Source organism: Bacteroides sp. 14(A) (assembly GCF_000526555.1).
GTDB classification, from domain to species: Bacteria; Bacteroidota; Bacteroidia; order Bacteroidales; family Bacteroidaceae; genus Bacteroides; species Bacteroides cellulosilyticus.
On the sequence record NZ_JAGH01000002.1, the window covers coordinates 1941798 to 1957969 of the forward strand.

12 protein-coding genes are annotated in these 16172 nt (G+C 47.8%); all 12 read right to left on the reverse strand.

Annotated features, from left to right (window positions below):
* Positions 1–124: 124 nt before the first annotated feature.
* Positions 125–2443 (reverse strand): fimbrillin family protein, encoded by a 2319-nt coding sequence (locus K429_RS0114770; protein ID WP_026367387.1) that lies wholly within the window; start codon positions 2441–2443, stop codon positions 125–127.
* 12 nt (positions 2444–2455) lie between these two features.
* Positions 2456–3307: a fimbrillin family protein gene (locus K429_RS0114775; RefSeq protein ID WP_026367388.1), complete on the reverse strand. Its 852-nt coding sequence runs from the start codon at positions 3305–3307 to the stop codon at positions 2456–2458.
* A gap of 572 nt (positions 3308–3879) precedes the next feature.
* On the reverse strand, positions 3880–4683 hold the full coding sequence (locus K429_RS0114790) for an N-acetylmuramidase family protein (RefSeq protein WP_026367389.1): 804 nt from the start codon (positions 4681–4683) through the stop codon (positions 3880–3882).
* Positions 4684–4704: 21 nt separating this feature from the next.
* Complete coding sequence (locus K429_RS0114795) at positions 4705–5133, reverse strand: hypothetical protein (RefSeq protein ID WP_026367390.1); 429 nt, start codon at positions 5131–5133, stop codon at positions 4705–4707.
* Positions 5134–5141: 8 nt separating this feature from the next.
* Positions 5142–5363, reverse strand: a complete 222-nt coding sequence (locus tag K429_RS0114800; protein ID WP_026367391.1) for a hypothetical protein — start codon at positions 5361–5363, stop codon at positions 5142–5144.
* Complete coding sequence (locus K429_RS0114805) at positions 5356–5964, reverse strand: DUF2589 domain-containing protein (protein ID WP_026367392.1); 609 nt, start codon at positions 5962–5964, stop codon at positions 5356–5358. Before K429_RS0114805 ends, K429_RS0114800 begins: the two co-directional genes overlap by 8 nt.
* A gap of 3 nt (positions 5965–5967) precedes the next feature.
* The gene (locus K429_RS0114810; RefSeq protein WP_026367393.1) at positions 5968–6750 is read right to left on the reverse strand and encodes a hypothetical protein; all 783 of its coding nucleotides are present in this window, start codon (positions 6748–6750) and stop codon (positions 5968–5970) included.
* A gap of 21 nt (positions 6751–6771) precedes the next feature.
* Positions 6772–7635 carry a DUF2589 domain-containing protein gene (locus K429_RS0114815; RefSeq protein WP_026367394.1) on the reverse strand — a complete coding sequence of 288 codons (864 nt, stop codon included), beginning with the start codon at positions 7633–7635 and terminating at the stop codon, positions 6772–6774.
* A 123-nt stretch (positions 7636–7758) separates the two neighbouring features.
* Positions 7759–8292, reverse strand: coding sequence for a LytTR family DNA-binding domain-containing protein (locus tag K429_RS0114820; RefSeq protein WP_026367395.1), 534 nt, complete (start codon positions 8290–8292; stop codon positions 7759–7761).
* Between the two features lie 140 nt (positions 8293–8432).
* Positions 8433–9629 carry a DNA methylase gene (locus K429_RS0114825; RefSeq protein WP_231501856.1) on the reverse strand — a complete coding sequence of 399 codons (1197 nt, stop codon included), beginning with the start codon at positions 9627–9629 and terminating at the stop codon, positions 8433–8435.
* On the reverse strand, positions 9613–11280 hold the full coding sequence (ltrA, locus tag K429_RS0114830) for a group II intron reverse transcriptase/maturase (protein ID WP_026367397.1): 1668 nt from the start codon (positions 11278–11280) through the stop codon (positions 9613–9615). The genes K429_RS0114825 and ltrA overlap by 17 nt, the downstream gene beginning before the upstream one ends.
* A 656-nt stretch (positions 11281–11936) precedes the next feature.
* The gene (locus tag K429_RS0114835) at positions 11937–15974 is read right to left on the reverse strand and encodes an N-6 DNA methylase (protein WP_026367398.1); all 4038 of its coding nucleotides are present in this window, start codon (positions 15972–15974) and stop codon (positions 11937–11939) included.
* Positions 15975–16172: the final 198 nt, after the last annotated feature.

Below are 16172 nucleotides of genomic sequence, written 5' to 3' on the forward strand. Positions count from 1 at the left end.
CGCAACGATGTGAGGCTGGCGTGTTTTTGAGTCAGTTAAAACTCATGCCGAACACTCAACTCCCGTTCGGCTTGGGAGGTTGTGAGCAGGTGGCGACATTCAACGCTATCCTGCCCTAAAATGATTACTCTGTTGCAGTGCTCACCGGAACGAGTGGCAACTTATCGGTCGCTCCTTCGGTGGTATATTGCCAGCCGGCAGAAGCATTGGAAAGCGCATCGTTCATTGCCGTCTTGGCATCGTTCCAAGTAACATCTGTTCCATCTACCATGTAGCAAGTAACATCGTCATCATCAGTGTATGTGTAATCGCCAATGGGCTGAGTCAGGGCATTGCTACCACCCCAATAGCATGATTTCACATAATCTGCATAACTATTTTCATTTTCTACTTCTTTTGTACAGCCTGCAATCGCTCCGGTAGATGCTGCTGTCCCGCTCACCTGAATCTCTCCGGTACTGTAGCAGCCAATAATGCCAAGATTGTAGTTCAAATCGACACCCACAACACCTCCAACAGCATTATACCTGTCACATGTTGTAACATTAACAGTCAGGTCGCCATAATAAGCACAGCCATATATCGCAGCATTGGAATCGGAAGTATGCCAACCTGCTATACCACCAACAGCTCTATCTGTTTCAAAACGTGCGTTTTCATTCAGTTCCGCGCCTGAAATACATCCGGTTACGGTTCCATTATTATACGCAACCACACCGCCTACACAGCCCCCGGTGATGCAATCGTATATATTCAATTTAAAATCATCACTGACAGAGCAATTCGAAATACTTCCTTCGTTTATACCTGCAAGCGGAGCAAGATATAGGTTAGTTAACCAAGATGATTCATACTTCACAGTCCATTCGGTCTCTCCCACAATGTGAACATTCGTCATAAGCCCACTATTGCTGGCAATAAGACCAACATACAGCACATCTGTAGTAGTAGGTATTTGAATTTTTGGACTTTCAAAAGTCAGGTCTTTCATGACAGAACCGTTTTGATTACTATATACAAAACCTACATAACGGGAGTTATTACTTTCACCGTTGTCACTAAACGTGATATTTTTGATGGTTTTGTTGTTGCCGTCGATGGTTCCGGTATAACCAGCAATAGGTGTCCATGTTGTGGCATCACTCATATCAATGTCCGCAATCAAGGTGAGGTTTGCCGCAGAATTATTCTTTGTGGCAGTATTCCAACCCGAGAGGCCATCAGCATTGAATACATAATAGGTTGTTACATCGGATGATGTTACTGTATAATAACCTGTCTCGCTTCCTGCCATTGTTACCGTTTTGGGAAGGTCTTCCGTAAAGTCCGTGCTTGTCATATCTGCCAGAGACAGATAAAGCGTTCCGCTGTAACTTGCCAATGCCTCGGCAAGGATGTTCTGTAGCTCGGTAGTTAATGTGCCCTCGACAACAATGTCTGTCAAACCGGTCGTTGCAACTATGGCACTGACCGAGTTCCTAAAAATATCCTTATCGGCATCCGTCGGAATGGTAAGGGTGGCTATCGTGTTTTCGATGGTGTGGTAGAATACTTCTTCCGCCTCGCCACCGGTAATAATACTTTCTGTCCACTCATTCACTTCCACTTTCGCCACGCTTGCCACATCCTTGCCCACTGTGAGCGAAAGACTATAGCTGTTTCCGGCAATGGTGGCAGGGATGCACTTCACGGTGAGAGTATAAGATTCATCCGCATCGCTACTGTTGGTAACGGTTAGCGTGAGGAAATCCGATTCGGCATCCTCTGTGGTGGGAGTCAGCAAGGCATAGAATTTTCCGTCCGTATGCTTGTAGGCAATAACAGCAATGTTGTCTGTCTGCACTTCACCATTGGCATAACCATTGGTATTTCCATGAACGGTTACGGCAGTTACGGCATAGCCGGTGGCAAACTGTTCGTTGAATGTAATCTCATCCACCACGATACGCACCATCTTACGCTGCATTGTGAGGTTGATGCTTCCGTCAGTGCCTTTGGTGGCTGTGCCGCTATAGGTCATATAGTCCGCCTTTTCTATGGCTTCGCTTTGGTCATCGGGTACGGTGAATGTGGTTTCCGATGTGCCGTCTGTAACGGGATAGTAGGCGGTAACATCCATCGTTTCGGTTTCCCACTTCAGATACGTTCCGGTTTGGGGATTCCAAGTTGTTTCGTCTTCAGCCAATGTGTAGGTAACAGCAGCCTGCGTACCGGCAGTTACCGAGATTTGATCATTGACATTGAACGTGGTCTGTTCCGTTTCATCACCCAACGGATTGCTTCGGGTGAAGCCACCGGTTACTTCGTCAGTACCCACTTGTGCCGTGATACGCACGGCATTCGGGTCACTCTGGTAAGAAGTCATTAAATCGTCTTCCTGTGTGCAAGCCACCACACCGAGTGCGAGGGTTGCAAATGCTATTGTTCTGTATATTGCTTTCATCGTTGTTCGTCATTATTCAGTTTCACCTTCCAGATTATTACTTTCATCCTCTCCCGTATTCCATGCAGTCGCAGAGAAAGAAGTCGGACTTACCAAGTCTTTTCCGGCAGTCAGATTGAGTGTGTATTGGTAGCCGCTCTGCAATGTCACGGCATCGGCAGATGTCCACTTGAATGCACGTCCGTCCACCTTGAATTGTACGGTAAAAGTTTCAGCTTCCTTGGTTTCCGGTACAAGGATGACTTCGTATTGGGCAGCAGGATTGCTGTAAGATATGGCCAGCGGAGTGATACCGTCGATAGTCAATTCTTTTATCGGGTTGTCCTCATAGTCAAACTCCGTTCCCAATGTAATGGTGAGCAACACCTTCGACATCACATGATTGAACGCTACGGAAATGCCATCGGCAGAAGGAGCGACCGAAGCGTTATAATAAAGATGGTCGCTTGCCTTTATGTTGTCAGCGGTACTTTGGTCGGTCTCCACGGTCAGTGCTGTCTGCTCTGTATCCAACGAATAGGTGGCAGCGGTAACTTCTACATTCGTCGTGCTGTTCTGCCATAGCAAAGTGATTTTATTCTCCGGGGTTGTGGCATCGTATGCCACCCAAGCATTGTTCTCGTACTTCATCAGTGCGGAGTAGTCATACTTGTCGTTGTCGGGATTGTCTATCTCCAAGTAGAACTGTTCTGGCAGATTTTCGGCATCATACCCTGCACGGGTTGTCAGTTCTCCCACCAAGGCATTTACGGTGATGGGTGTGTCTTTGAGGTTATCCACCTGCGTGATGATTCCCTCCTCGTTCGAGCAGCTTGCCAACATGGTGGCGAGGACTGCAAAAGCAAAATACTTTGTTTTCATCATTCTGAAAAATTTTTACATTGTTATTACTTTTTTATTCTGCATTCATATTTGCTCTATAATTTTTCGGATTTTACAAACGATAAAAAACGGCGTTCCCGAAAAGGCACGATGAATGCCGACAGGAACGCCGTAACAGGTTGCTTCTGTGCTGCCACACGGAGAGGCGGAGCACCTATGCGAAAATATAAATTGGCTGAAATTGTTAGCAAAACCGGGAAAAATGGTTTCGGTAACAATTTGGTATTCAGTAAATATTTTGTAAAATACGCGCGATGAGAATGTGTGTGTGTGTGTGTGTGTTTACACAAATTCCGCACACAGCCAAATTATCCACAACATATTTTGCGGAAACTTTATTGTTTCTGCATCCACTTAACAGGCTGTATGTCAATGTATAATTGTTCATTCTTATCTGTTAAAGCATATTTCGCTTCTGCGAAAATAATCAAAAATCGGGAAACCCTGTATCTTTGGGCTAATTTTTTAGCGATTGAAGTGTATTTTTGTTTCAAACAACGCATTTTCCGGTAAAAGAGATTCAATATTTCAAAGAACACAAAAATAAATCTTAATTATCCTTTATATTTAAGATAGGCATTCTGCAATTTTGTATCGTAGGCATTCTGAGTGAATGCCACTCCGTTGTATCTTCGGGCGAACCCTGACCAGTCCTTGTTGCGTAAATACTGCTCCATCTTATTGCCAAGTACAAAATTGACAAACAAGTCAAGCTGCCTGCCTTCGTTGCTTTTCATCTGTTCCACAAACTCAACCACATTTTTGCAGCCACTTACGGCATGGTTGAATCCCATTATCTGGAACATTCCCCAACTTGCTGAACACAATGCGGCTTCTTCATGAATACCGATTGCCCGTTCCAAGCGTGCATACTCTTTGATGCCTCCTTTGTAATGTTCCTTGGTCCATTTGGGATAGAGAATATCGCCATTGGTTGTGGCATAATCTTCCGGATGGATGCCCCGTTTTTTCAATTCGTTCCAGAAAATATGCCCTTCAAAGAGGATGGCGGGCTTGTCAAGGGCAAAGAATCCGCCTTTGCCTCCCGTCTCGACTTCCTGAACCGCTTTTACTGTGGCAACCTCCACTTGCAGTTTGTCGGCTGCATCAACGAAGTCCTGTTCAGTAAGCTTCAAGGACTGCAACGCACGGGCATCGCTATCCTGCAACACTGCCCAAGTGCCTTTGCCTACAATGCCATCTACCTCCAAACGGTTTGAGCGTTGGAATTTTCTCACTGCCTGGTCTGTCGTTTCATCAAACAGACCGTTTTTCTCTACTTTATATCCCCATAATTGGAGAAGTCCCTGCAAGACAAGGACATCTTCTCCTGTCGAATGTAATCGTATGGTTTTCATCTTGTTCGTTTTAAATGAATTTTAATCTTTAAAGAATCGGATGCGTAAACGGTTGATTCCTGCTATGCGAAAAAAAATGCTTGCCACATCGCAGGTGTTCCATCTCCGGTCTGTCAATACAAGTTCGCCGTCTTTCCCTACGGGTATGGAAAAATGCACGTCATCTCCCAAATGACTGATTTTGAAACGGCGTATATCCACATACGGCATACTCTTGTAGAAAAGGTATGCTTCCACAAAATCGGATTTCCGCATATACCATTCGGTTTCGCCTTTCCTGTAGAGCCTTCCGTCCCGTTTCTTCTTCTCGCCATCGAGGAAGTTCAGAATCGCATTGTGATAATTGCCTGGATCCGCAATATCTTTCTTTTGTTTCTTGGCGGAAAAAACTTTCTTGAGGTACCGCCCCACGAATACAATGACCAAAAGTACCGTCGCTATAATTCCCATAAGCCCCGCTAACGATTAAATGTGCTACTTTCTTCCACCCGTCTCTGTGCATCTTCCACCTTACGCAAGGCTTCCAACGCCTTGGAAGAGGCGGCCTTGTCTATAACCAGCTCCAAACCGCAGGTCGGACACTTTAAGGACTTGGCTGTAATCAGATCTACTACACTGGTTGGGATAAACATTCGGCATCGGGGACACCCTAATCCCGGCACACGCTGTTGGTTATTCATCTTGATCCAGGTTTATGATAGTTTCTTCAATAGGCATATTGTTAGTAGTCAGGAACAACAAGTTTGACAACCCTCCGGGCATGTCGGCCTGTTGCATTTTCACCTTCACTTTCATGTTTGCGGTAAAGTTGCGGTTACGGCTACTCCTTTCCTCAGCGATTATGGAAGAGGGAGCCATAGTGACACGCAATTTGACCCCGTCGTTTGTTTTCACCTCCTCATCCTGCTTGTTTGTGAGGGAGAATGTGGCGTTCCTGTCGGCGGACAGTGCGTCAATTATCTGAATGTCAAAATCGAAATCAGCCTCTTTCACCTGCAACAGCGGCAGCGGAACAAGGGTCAACAGCGGAATGCTCACCTTCTGTTCCTTCATCACGCCGCTATCCATACACTTGTATTTCAATTGCAGGTTTCTGAGGTTGCCCACTTCGCCCGTCTGCGGATTATACGACTCGAAAGCCAGTTCGTAGAGATAATTCAGATATCGCCGTGCTGAAATGGTATCGGCGTCTATCGTTGCCACGAGCGGACCCGAAATCAGGTCTTTCAGTTCCATGACCTGCGAACTCTGTCTCTTTTCAATTTTATTATCCGTATTCATGATTTACTCTTCTGTTTCGTTCAAGTATAGGTTCAACTCCTTGGGATTGATTCTGATATGCAGCGTGTGTATGCTCTCTTCGGGCAGTTTCGCCAGTTCGGAAGCGTTCACCGTGACATCCATTGACGGAAAGAGACGCTTACGCATCACATTCTTGTGTGCCAGTAATACAGGCAGGACACTATCGACAGCCGCTTGAAGGGTGTCGCCGAGTCCGGTGCGTGCGATCTCTCCGTCAGGGGTGTCAAAAAGAGTGTCCAACGCTTCGTGCCCGATGATTTCAGAGGCGACCACCGAAGCCACGACCTTTTGGATTTCTTCGATGCGGATGTTCCCTTCTGCTCCTATCAACTGTGTGAAGACATGCTGCAACCGCTTCATAAATTTACGGCTCAAGAAAGCACTGAACTTCCGCTTCATCTTCGGTTGGCGTGTCAGTTCCATGAAAGGATTGTCTCCTGCCGAGACGTCGGAACTGAGCCTGACAAGTTCTACAGACAGCGTATCAGTTAGAATGGTTGCCGTTTGGTCACAGATTTCCTTTGTCAAGTCTTTCAGCATCGGATAGTTTATCTCCTTCTGTCCGGTATCGCCGGAATCGTCCAATACACCATATCTTATATTCAATTCCATTTCACCCAATGCGATGGAGGGCAGGGAAAATTTCTCTAAACGCCCGTTCTTGTGATATACGTCTTCAAGGGAAACGGCATACATATTGGCTTGGTGCTGTGCCATGACCATATCACGGAGGATGGAGCTTAGGATAGTGCTTAATTGAGCCATAAACATTACAGATTAGACGGGTTACTTACTCTGTTCTTCTTTCGCGGGTGCTACAGCAGCGGATTCCTTGCCTTTCACGACACATACTGCAGTCTTCTTACCCGCTGCCACGCTGTAATCGCCTGCCACCGAGATTTCAAACAGCACGCTGTTGCCATCCACCTTGCCCTTTGTGCCATTCATCGTGATGGCTTCAGGCTCGAACAGACCCTTGCTGTTCTTGTAGGTGGCAATCAGGGTTGCCTTGCCTGTGTCGGGAAGCGTCAACTCTCTGGCACTGATTTCCAGACTGCCGTCAGGGTCGGATACATCCAAAGAACTGCCCAAAAGTTCGAGAACCTTGGCAAAACCTACCGGCATACTGTCCTGACCTGCCTTTACCGCCACGTCCATCGTGTACTCCACGCTGTACTGCGAGTTCTTGGTTGCACGTGAGTCCTTTTTCGATGAATAGCTGGCTTTCATGCTTGCCTGCATACTGAAAGGTCCCCATCCGAGTGACGCACTGGCTTCGCCTCCCACATCAACGTTCTGTGACGAACTTGTCTCCGAAACAGACGAAGAGGATGCGGAAATGTTCGCCTTGAAGTTGATGTCGATGTTCTGTATCGCAATGTAAGGGATAGGTACAATAGTCAGCAAGGGGACATTGAGCTGTGCCATACGTCCGTTCTGCAAGAATGAGAACGACACGTTCACTACCTCTTTCTCACCGGTGGTAGGGTTGATGTTCAGACCTACCTCTTGGATAAACTGCCATGAGGTCTGGGCAGCCATTGCCTGTGCCTCGATACAGGCTTTTAACGGGCCTCCGATTATCGAACCGAAGGGGATCGCTTGTAATGCACTTGTTGCTACTTGCGAAGGAGTGGTGTTAATTGCCATACATTTAAATTTTAATTGTTAATAAATAATTTGATAAAACCAACAGTGGTTTCTGTACCAAAATTACGCATAGTAGATTCCATGAAAGAACCGTTTCACCATACGGCATTTTTATCCACCGAATCACTTGTTTTTCTCCCTTATACGCTTACGAGAGCCGATGCAGACGAACTCTTTCCTGATTTCCTCTCTATATTCCCTGCCTATGACAATCTCTTTTCCGCCTTTCAACACGACCATATTGCCGATGTAGGTGTCCACATATTCAAGATTGACCATAAACGAACGGTGTATGCGTTTGAATATCTCAGGTGAAAGATATTCCATGACTTCACTCATTGGTATAGATACATTCAAGCATTCTCCACTGAACAGGTATATATTGCAGTAGTTCCTGTCTGCTTCAAGATAGAAAATATCCCTCACTGCCACTTTCTTGTACCCGTAGCCTTTCCTGATGAATACATAATCTTCGTAACAATATAGTATTGATCTGGCCTTTTGAGCCGGTTCCAACTTGTGATATACTTTTAGCAACTTGTCAATAACTTCTAAAAGATAGTCGCTTCCATACAGTACGGCTACGGTGATTACATTGTCCGTTGTGTCATCAATGATGACAACTTTAGTTTTTGTTTCTTGCTTTACACAATCCATTTTATTGAAATTTTACTCAAAAACACGCTAATTAAAGAAAATAAGGTCGGGTGATAATTGTCTGTCCACCATACACCCGAATTATCCACCGAACGGCATTTAACAAAAGCGACCACCTTTTCAGGCAGTCGCTTTTGAATTTAGATTCTGAGACCTCTCGGATTAGAATACTTGTCAGAATGAATGGGAATATCTTCTGTATTCTGCATTTCCTTGTTTTCCGCAACTTGTTTCTGTTCCTCCTGTACGGTAGCTGGAACAGACGGAGCCAATTCCAACTGAATCTTCCTGTCCAGTACGGCAAGTTCGGATTTCAGCTGTTTCAGTTCATCTTCCTTCTTCCATACCTTTCCTGCAATCTCTTGAAGTTGCGGTATCTGCTTTTCCAAAGCCTCATTCTTTTCCTTTCGCTGGGCAATGATACCCGGTATCTTTTCCAACGCATTCAGGAAATTGGTAGCAGCCGCTTTCGGATCAGCCATAGCCAGACGACCGTTATTGAAACTGTACTTGTAATGCCCCTCAATCAGGAAACGGTTCTCAATGGCTTGCATTCCGCTTGACAATGTTGTTTCACTGATTACCACAATAGGGAAACCATACAGTTCTCCGATACGGGTGTACTGACCACCCGTAGTGGCATTCTTGGCTATGTCCTGCAACTTCTTTCCGATGGCTTTCTCATCGGTCGAAGGGAAGTTATCTAACTTTATAAGATTAAATCGGTTCCCTTCCTTATCCGTTTTGGCAACAGCAAGGAACTTGTTGTAATCCTCCGTCATCCGTTCGATGATAATACGGTTGTTGTCATACTCCTTTCGGGTATTGTTTAAGGTAAATTCGGCATTTGCCTTTCCCTTGTTAAACGACTTGCGTTCACCCTCCAGAGAGGCTATCTTCTTCTCCAACTTTGCTTTCTCTAACAAGTCTGTATTACCCGACAGAATAGCCATATACTCCGAAAAGTTCATGCCCGACTTCTCGTCCATAGCACCCTCATCAATGGTTCTTGCACCCATTGCACCGCTTTTGAGCTGGGTGATAAAAGTCTGCTTGCAGTGCAACAGATTGAACTTGTAACTGTCCAATGACTTTTCCACCGCATAGATAATGACATCCACATTATCACCTGCAAAGTGCTTGGCAATCTCATTGCCTGCACGCACACCACGTCCGTCACGCTGTGCAAGGTCGGACGGTCGATCGGGTAGGTCAAGGGCATTACTGCCCTCTTCCCCCCTCAGAACCGTACATGAGGGTTTCCCCTCATACGGCTCAAGCTTTTCTAAGTCTCTGTTCGTGTGCAGAGACCGGCTCATACTACTTCTTGTTTCCATTGGATTTACGGGATAATTTGAAACATTCATCATGAACCAACAGATTGCATTTTTGTCCGTCTTTGACGGTTGGCATTACATTCCATGCTTTATGCGTGTCAATCGGTTCACCACATATCGGACATTTTCGCCCTTGCTTTTCCCATAGGTAAAGCAGGGACTTGCGTCCTTTCAGTGTCACAAGCATTTTCAACTTCATTCTTTTATTGAAGTACAGACGGCAATCTGTGTCAAACGGATTCATATCCCCCTTTATCTGCGTATATTGCAGGAAAGGAAACGAGGATGCCAGTTTCAACAAGGTGATCCGGTCTTCCTTGCCGTTTGATTTTTTGAACTTTGTCGCAAAAGTCCAGCTGTTCCCTCGGATATTGTGCCAATAACGGTCTTTTATCCACCGTTTCCCTTTCTTGGAATGGCGACGTTTAGCCCATTGCCACAAGGCGAGAAATATCTGATGGTCGATTCTGTGAAATGAATCACGTGTCGCCCCATGCTGATAATATGCTCCCCATCCTCGGATTTTAGCGTTCAACATTCTGATTAATGACTCCTGCTTGCAACCCTTATGACCTTTTGTTACTTTACGGATATTTTCCATAAAGCGTTTTTCTGCTTTCTTGGTCGGTTTGGTCAATATTTCATTGCCGTATTTGCGGATATTGAAACCGAGAAAATCAAAACCGTCACGGATGTTTGTTATGACCGTCTTTTCCTCTGATAAGGTCAGACCTCTTTCAGCCATGAACTCAGCAACCAATGGCTTGATTTCGTTCTCAAGTGTCTCACGGTTTTCGCAAGTAATTATAAAATCATCAGCATAACGGACCAGATTCACCATTGGCGAATATAGTTTTCCCTTTATTCTAACTCGTTTATACTTCTCTGCGAGAACTTTCTGCAAACCGTCCAACGTCATATTGGCAAGTGTCGGGGAAATTATGCCACCTTGCGGTGTCCCCTCCTCGGTCGGGAACATCTGTTTGTTGAAGATATAGCCGCATTTCAGCCATTTACGAAGCATTGCCTTATCCATTGGGATGTTGGCAAGCAACCATTCATGGCTGATATGGTCGAAGCACCCCTTTATATCACCCTCCAAAATCCATTCAGGAGAATAGCCTTTTCGGAGAATGTTATGGCATTGCAGTACCGCATCCATACAGCGGCGTTCCTTGCGGAAACCGTATGAACGTGTGTCGGCTGTTGTTTCCGATACTGGTTCCAATGCCATGAGGTAGAGTGCTTGCATGGCTCTGTCTTTCATTGTCGGTATTCCCAACGGTCGCAGTTTGCCATTACTCTTTTTGATGTGGACTCTTCTCAATGGCTTCGGCCGGTAGCCTCTGCGTTTGAGTTCACTTATCGCTTGTGTTTTTGCTTCGGGTTTCTCCCATGTTTCCATGTCCACCCCGGGGGTGTTTCCACCTCCGTTAGAAGTAACCCTCTTTACGGCTAAGGCTTTTGCGTAAAAAGAGTGGGTCAGCGTCCACTGCAAGGCTTTCACCTTGCCCGTTCTGCCTTCCTTCTGAGCCTTTACAATACGCGCTTGTAGCTTTCTGACAGCCAACTCCGCTTTAGTCCAGTCTATACTGTTCCAAAGTGTTTGCTGATTGTCAGCAGGCGCACACGATGTCTTGTTTTCGTTCATTTGCTTTCCTCCTTTTGAAAGTTCTAAAAGTTACTTGTAAAGAATCACCATTTGATGCCATTCGGTTTGTTTGCCTACCGAGTGTCACCACAGAAGTCTGCCCACTTTCGTGTCGGATAATGTCGCCCACATCAGCTCGTGATGTCGGTTCAATCCGTATCCGTTCCATTACAGAACGGCATTCGCTTTTTCTGTTATCTTATACCTGCACACCATTCGGCTTCCATTGCTGTCAGCTTACCTGCCATTATTACATGACAGGAGATATACAGGCTTACCATGTTCCACATAGATAACTAACGGATAGGTTAGGTTCTGTCTCATCCTCCGGCGGTGCTTATATCCGTGTAATCCTACCATGGAGAGGATTAACCGACCGCTTCCCTTTTGGGTAGAGTGTGTCAGTATCTTACACTCTTTTACGACATTACGAAGTTTACTAACAGTTCGCTTGCGCTAACCATACTATCCAGCCTCGCCACTCTACGGTATGATACTAACCGTACTTGACTTCCCCTCACGGTTCTGTCTTGTCTTGCGAAAGTGTACTTTGTCCCAACCGCTTAATACAACTATTAAGGTGCATCGGTGGTAGGCTACCGCTGACGGAACAGCGGGTTAAAGCTGATACTCGTAAGTATCATTCCAACAATTATCTATGCGACTTCATGTCGCACCCAGGGTATCTCCAAATGATGCACCGCCACAGCCCTCTGCTGGGCGTTCACTCCCGTACCTAACATGGTGGTACTGCCGAAAAGCACACGCACCTTGCCGTTGTTCATGTCCTCGAACAGACGTTTTCTCGCCCGTTCAGTGGTGGCGCACTGGATAAACTGCACTTCATCGGCAGGAATACCGAGCCGCACCAGTTTTTCCTTGATGTCGGTATAGACGTTCCACTCATTCGGCTTGTATGTCCCAAGGTCGCTGAACACGAACTGTGTTCCCCGGTTGGCGTCCGACTGCATATAATAATCGTAAACCGTCCTTGCGCAAATGGAAGCCTTGTTGTCGGCATCGTCGCTGAACTTGTCGCCCAACAAGCGCATATCGAGAGCCATTTTCCGTGCCACATTGGTAGCGACCAGCATTTTCGCCTTGTCGAGGTTGTCGGGTTCGGGCGTGTCGAGCCCCAAGTCCTCCCACTGGCCGCCGTGGGCAAAGGACACCAAACGCCCTATCATTTCCTCCTGCTGGATAGTGGGCGCATGAGAGAGGAAGCGCACGTTCTTCTCCGGCACATCGAGGTTTATCATGTCGGCGGTGCGGTAGTCGGTAATCTCACGCAGGAACATCGCCAGTTCCGGCACTTTGATATAGGTGCGGAAACGCTCCTTGCGTTTGATTGCACCGGTTACATTCAGCTCGTAATCGGCTGTCTTTTGCGTAAATATGGCCGCCCACGCATCGAAGCATGAAATCTGCTGACGCTGCAATTCCCGCGGTCTAAGGTACTTGAACATCACATACAGTTCGGTAAGGGCGTTTACGACCACCGTACCCGAAAGGAACGTTGCGCCGAGATCCCGTCCCGTGCGGTGCTGAATGTCCCGAATGGCAAAGAGCAGGTTCATCGCCCTTTGCGAGCCTTTGGTGTTGCCGATACCTGCCACGCGGTTATGGCGTGTCTGAAACATTAAGTTCTTGAAAATGTGGCATTCATCGACAAATATGTGGTCTATGCCCATCGAGTGAAAATCTACCGTATCGTCTTTCCGTCCGTTGATTTTCATCCGCAGTTCCTGTAGTTTTGCCGAGAGGTTCTGCTTGCGCTTCTCCAGTCCCTCCTGCATCTTTCCGCTACGGTAGCGCATGGTGGACTGTTCCAGCACCTCAAGGTTACGCTCCACATCGGCCAGTTCTTCCGTGAATATCTCTATCATCGTCTCTGACGACTGGGGTATCTTGGCGAACTGGTCGTGCGTCAGGATGATGCAATCCCAGTTGTTGTTCTTGATTTTCGAGAACACCTCCTGCCGGTTGGCAGGGGTGAAATCCTCCTTGCCCGGATAGAGCACCTTTGCCGAGGGATAAGCCTTGCGGAACGTGTCGGCAATCTCGTGTACATTGGCTTTCAGACCTATAATCATGGGCTTTTGCACCAGTCCGAGGCGTTTCATTTCGTAGGCTGCCACGCACATTATCATCGTCTTACCCGTGCCTACCTCGTGCCAGCAGATACCGCCGCCGTTCTGCTTAATCATCCAAATTGCGTCTTTCTGCGAGGGATAGAGGCTGTCGTATGGGAACTGCCCGAACGAGAGGTTCGGAAAGGTCTGCGCCGAGCCGTCGTAAGCGGGGCGCACATAGCAGTTGAAACGTTCGTTATACGTTCTTACCAGTTCGTCCCTTACCTCTATGGGCTGGCTGTCGAGCCACTGGTTGAAACGGCTGCGTATCTCCTGTATCTTGGTGGCCGCTTCCTGTATGGCTTCCTCGTCGGGCACTCGTACCTTGTCGCCGTTCCGCTCTATCTCCTTGGTTATTTCGGGTACGGTATCTTGCAGGGCGTGAACAAACAAGTCCTCGCCGTTGTAGTTACGCACGGAATAGGTATTATAGACCACCGGGGAATATCCCTGCAGACGTACCAGATAGGTGTCGTTCACATCGAAATACATCACATGGGTTTCCGTCCCGAAAAGCTCCGTCGCAAAATCGGCGTACAGCTTCGTGTCTATCCAACGCTCGCCCATGTTGATGTCGAGTTCCTCGTAGGGTATCGCTTCGGGGGTTGCATCCTCCAAAGCCTTTACAGCGGCTTCCGCCCACTCCCTCTCCCTGCCTGCGAGGTCGGGCAGATAAGAGCCCGTTTCCTTGCATTTGGCTATGACGTTCCCGGCAATGAACCGGCCTTTGTGCTCCCATTCTCCGGTGGCGGGATTGTAGAATATCTCGCCTTTGAGGTCGCCGATCACTTCGTCCTCGTCCTTTCCGGTGGCCTGTGTCAGATAATCCATATCCACACCGCCGTAAAAATTCAGGCTGCTCGCCAACGCTTCGGCAGGGGTGAGTTGCAGGGTCGTGTCTATCTTCTTGAACGCTACGGGTTCACGCATGATGTCGGACTTGAAAATATCCTTTCCGACCTGCATTTCTATCGTGAACACTTCCACACCGAGGCTGTCGAGCATAATAAATTCCCTGTTGTCGTTAGCGTGGAAAAAGCCCCACTTGGCGACAAAATCGTCATAGTCGGCGTTCAGCCGCTCACGCAAATGCGGCTGTTCCGTCTGTTCCTCCTGCTCTTTGGTGGATAGTTCGAAGTACGCCTTGCGGATAGCGAAATAATCGTTTGCCCTGTCGGTATTCACCTTGCCCTCGTCCACCGGAACAAAATCGGTGGCCGTCTCTTGGTAGTGTTCGGATTTACGGTATCGGATAACGCCCACCTGCCCCTCGAACAGCACCATTGCGCCCTCTTTCATCCACACGTCCAGCTCGTCCGTGTAGGCCCGTTTGCCTTTGGGTGTCTGCTTCATGGCTACGCTTCCGAAAAGGGACATCTGCGCGTGCGTGCCGTCCTGCCCTTCACCCGTGAAAAGGCTTTTGCGGAAATAGCGGCCAAAGTCGAGTTTGAGCAATGCGGCGAGGTACTGCGACATAGCGTTTTCATCGCCCTGCCACTGGTATTTGCGTACATACTTGCCGTACTGGTTCTGCACGATACGGCTACCCGTGGCAAGGGTGGTTTTCGGCAACGCAAACAGTTTGTTGGCGTATTCGGTCATTGCGCCCGAAGTGTCCGCCTTTTCCCTGCCGACCTGCAGAAACAGCTGTTCCCTCTGCGAGAGTGCCGCCTTGTGGGTGTGCTTTTGGAATACAAGCAGGTCGCTGCCTACCTCGATACCGCTTGTCGGCATGAAAAGCGTGTCGGGCAGACGGACGGCACTTATCATATCGGCATGGTTTACAAGATACTCGCGCACGAACTTGTTGCCCGGCGTGTCGGCTACGCCCCTCGATGTGATGAAAGCCAGCAGGCCGCCCTCGTTCAACAGCTCCATAGCCTTGACGAAAAAGTAGTTATGTATGGTCTTGGTGGCCTGTTCGTATGCGCCGCCTTTCTTCCACAGCTCCGCATCGAAAACATGGAAATTGCCGAACGGGATATTGGAGGCTATGACATCGAATTTCGTGTGTTCAAAGTCCTGTTCGCCTATCGTTTCAAACCCTGCCGTCCGTGTAATCGTGTTGTCATGCAGCAGGGAGAGTATCAGCCCCGAAACGGGGTCTTTCTCTATGGCATAGTCATAGGTGCAGGGCATGGCTACGGGCAGGAAACCGCCTATGCCTGCACTCGGTTCGAGGAACGTGTGCATCTGTAGTCCGTTGTCCTTGAATGTGGCGTGTATCTGCCGTGCCACCGCATCTACAAGGAATTTCGGGGTGTAGAACGCTGTCAGGACGGACGCTTTTATGGCTTCCATGACATTGTGCCGCATGGGTTCGGTGAAATGGGGATAGGCGTTGATTAACTCCTGCAACCGCCTTATCGGTTCTTCCATACCGTCGCCTACGGGCTTGTCCGTGCCGATGTTCAATACTTCCTTGATACCTCCGAAACCGGAATACCGGGATAACGTCTCTTTCTCTTCCGGTGTGGCTTGTCTGCCTTGCACACGGATTTTCATTGCCGTTTCTATGGCTTCCACGTTTGCCGCCAGTGCTTTCAATTTGTTGTAACTCATATTCAACCTTGTTTTTGTTTCCCTCTGTTCGGCCTGTTTGCGACCGCAGGGATTTATTTTTCTGCCCCCAAAAGGTGGCGGGACAACCGGACAAGGCTGATGCGGAAAAATACGCTCGACAGCGGAGAGGAAGATTTTTACGGCTCACTCGCGGCGGCAGGCCGGCATTGGCCGGATTGGAACAGCCGGATTACCTTT

Coding starts and splice junctions, on each gene's coding strand:
- K429_RS0114810 (WP_026367393.1), bottom strand. CDS start 6,750: ATGGCTCAATTAAGCACTATCCTAAGCTCCATCCTCCGTGATATGGTC.
- K429_RS0114825 (WP_231501856.1), bottom strand. CDS start 9,629: ATGGAAACAAGAAGTAGTATGAGCCGGTCTCTGCACACGAACAGAGAC.
- K429_RS0114800 (WP_026367391.1), bottom strand. CDS start 5,363: ATGAATAACCAACAGCGTGTGCCGGGATTAGGGTGTCCCCGATGCCGA.
- K429_RS0114790 (WP_026367389.1), bottom strand. CDS start 4,683: ATGAAAACCATACGATTACATTCGACAGGAGAAGATGTCCTTGTCTTG.
- K429_RS0114795 (WP_026367390.1), bottom strand. CDS start 5,133: ATGGGAATTATAGCGACGGTACTTTTGGTCATTGTATTCGTGGGGCGG.
- K429_RS0114770 (WP_026367387.1), bottom strand. CDS start 2,443: ATGAAAGCAATATACAGAACAATAGCATTTGCAACCCTCGCACTCGGT.
- K429_RS0114805 (WP_026367392.1), bottom strand. CDS start 5,964: ATGAATACGGATAATAAAATTGAAAAGAGACAGAGTTCGCAGGTCATG.
- K429_RS0114820 (WP_026367395.1), bottom strand. CDS start 8,292: ATGGATTGTGTAAAGCAAGAAACAAAAACTAAAGTTGTCATCATTGAT.
- K429_RS0114775 (WP_026367388.1), bottom strand. CDS start 3,307: ATGATGAAAACAAAGTATTTTGCTTTTGCAGTCCTCGCCACCATGTTG.
- K429_RS0114835 (WP_026367398.1), bottom strand. CDS start 15,974: ATGAGTTACAACAAATTGAAAGCACTGGCGGCAAACGTGGAAGCCATA.
- K429_RS0114815 (WP_026367394.1), bottom strand. CDS start 7,635: ATGGCAATTAACACCACTCCTTCGCAAGTAGCAACAAGTGCATTACAA.
- ltrA (WP_026367397.1), bottom strand. CDS start 11,280: ATGAACGAAAACAAGACATCGTGTGCGCCTGCTGACAATCAGCAAACA.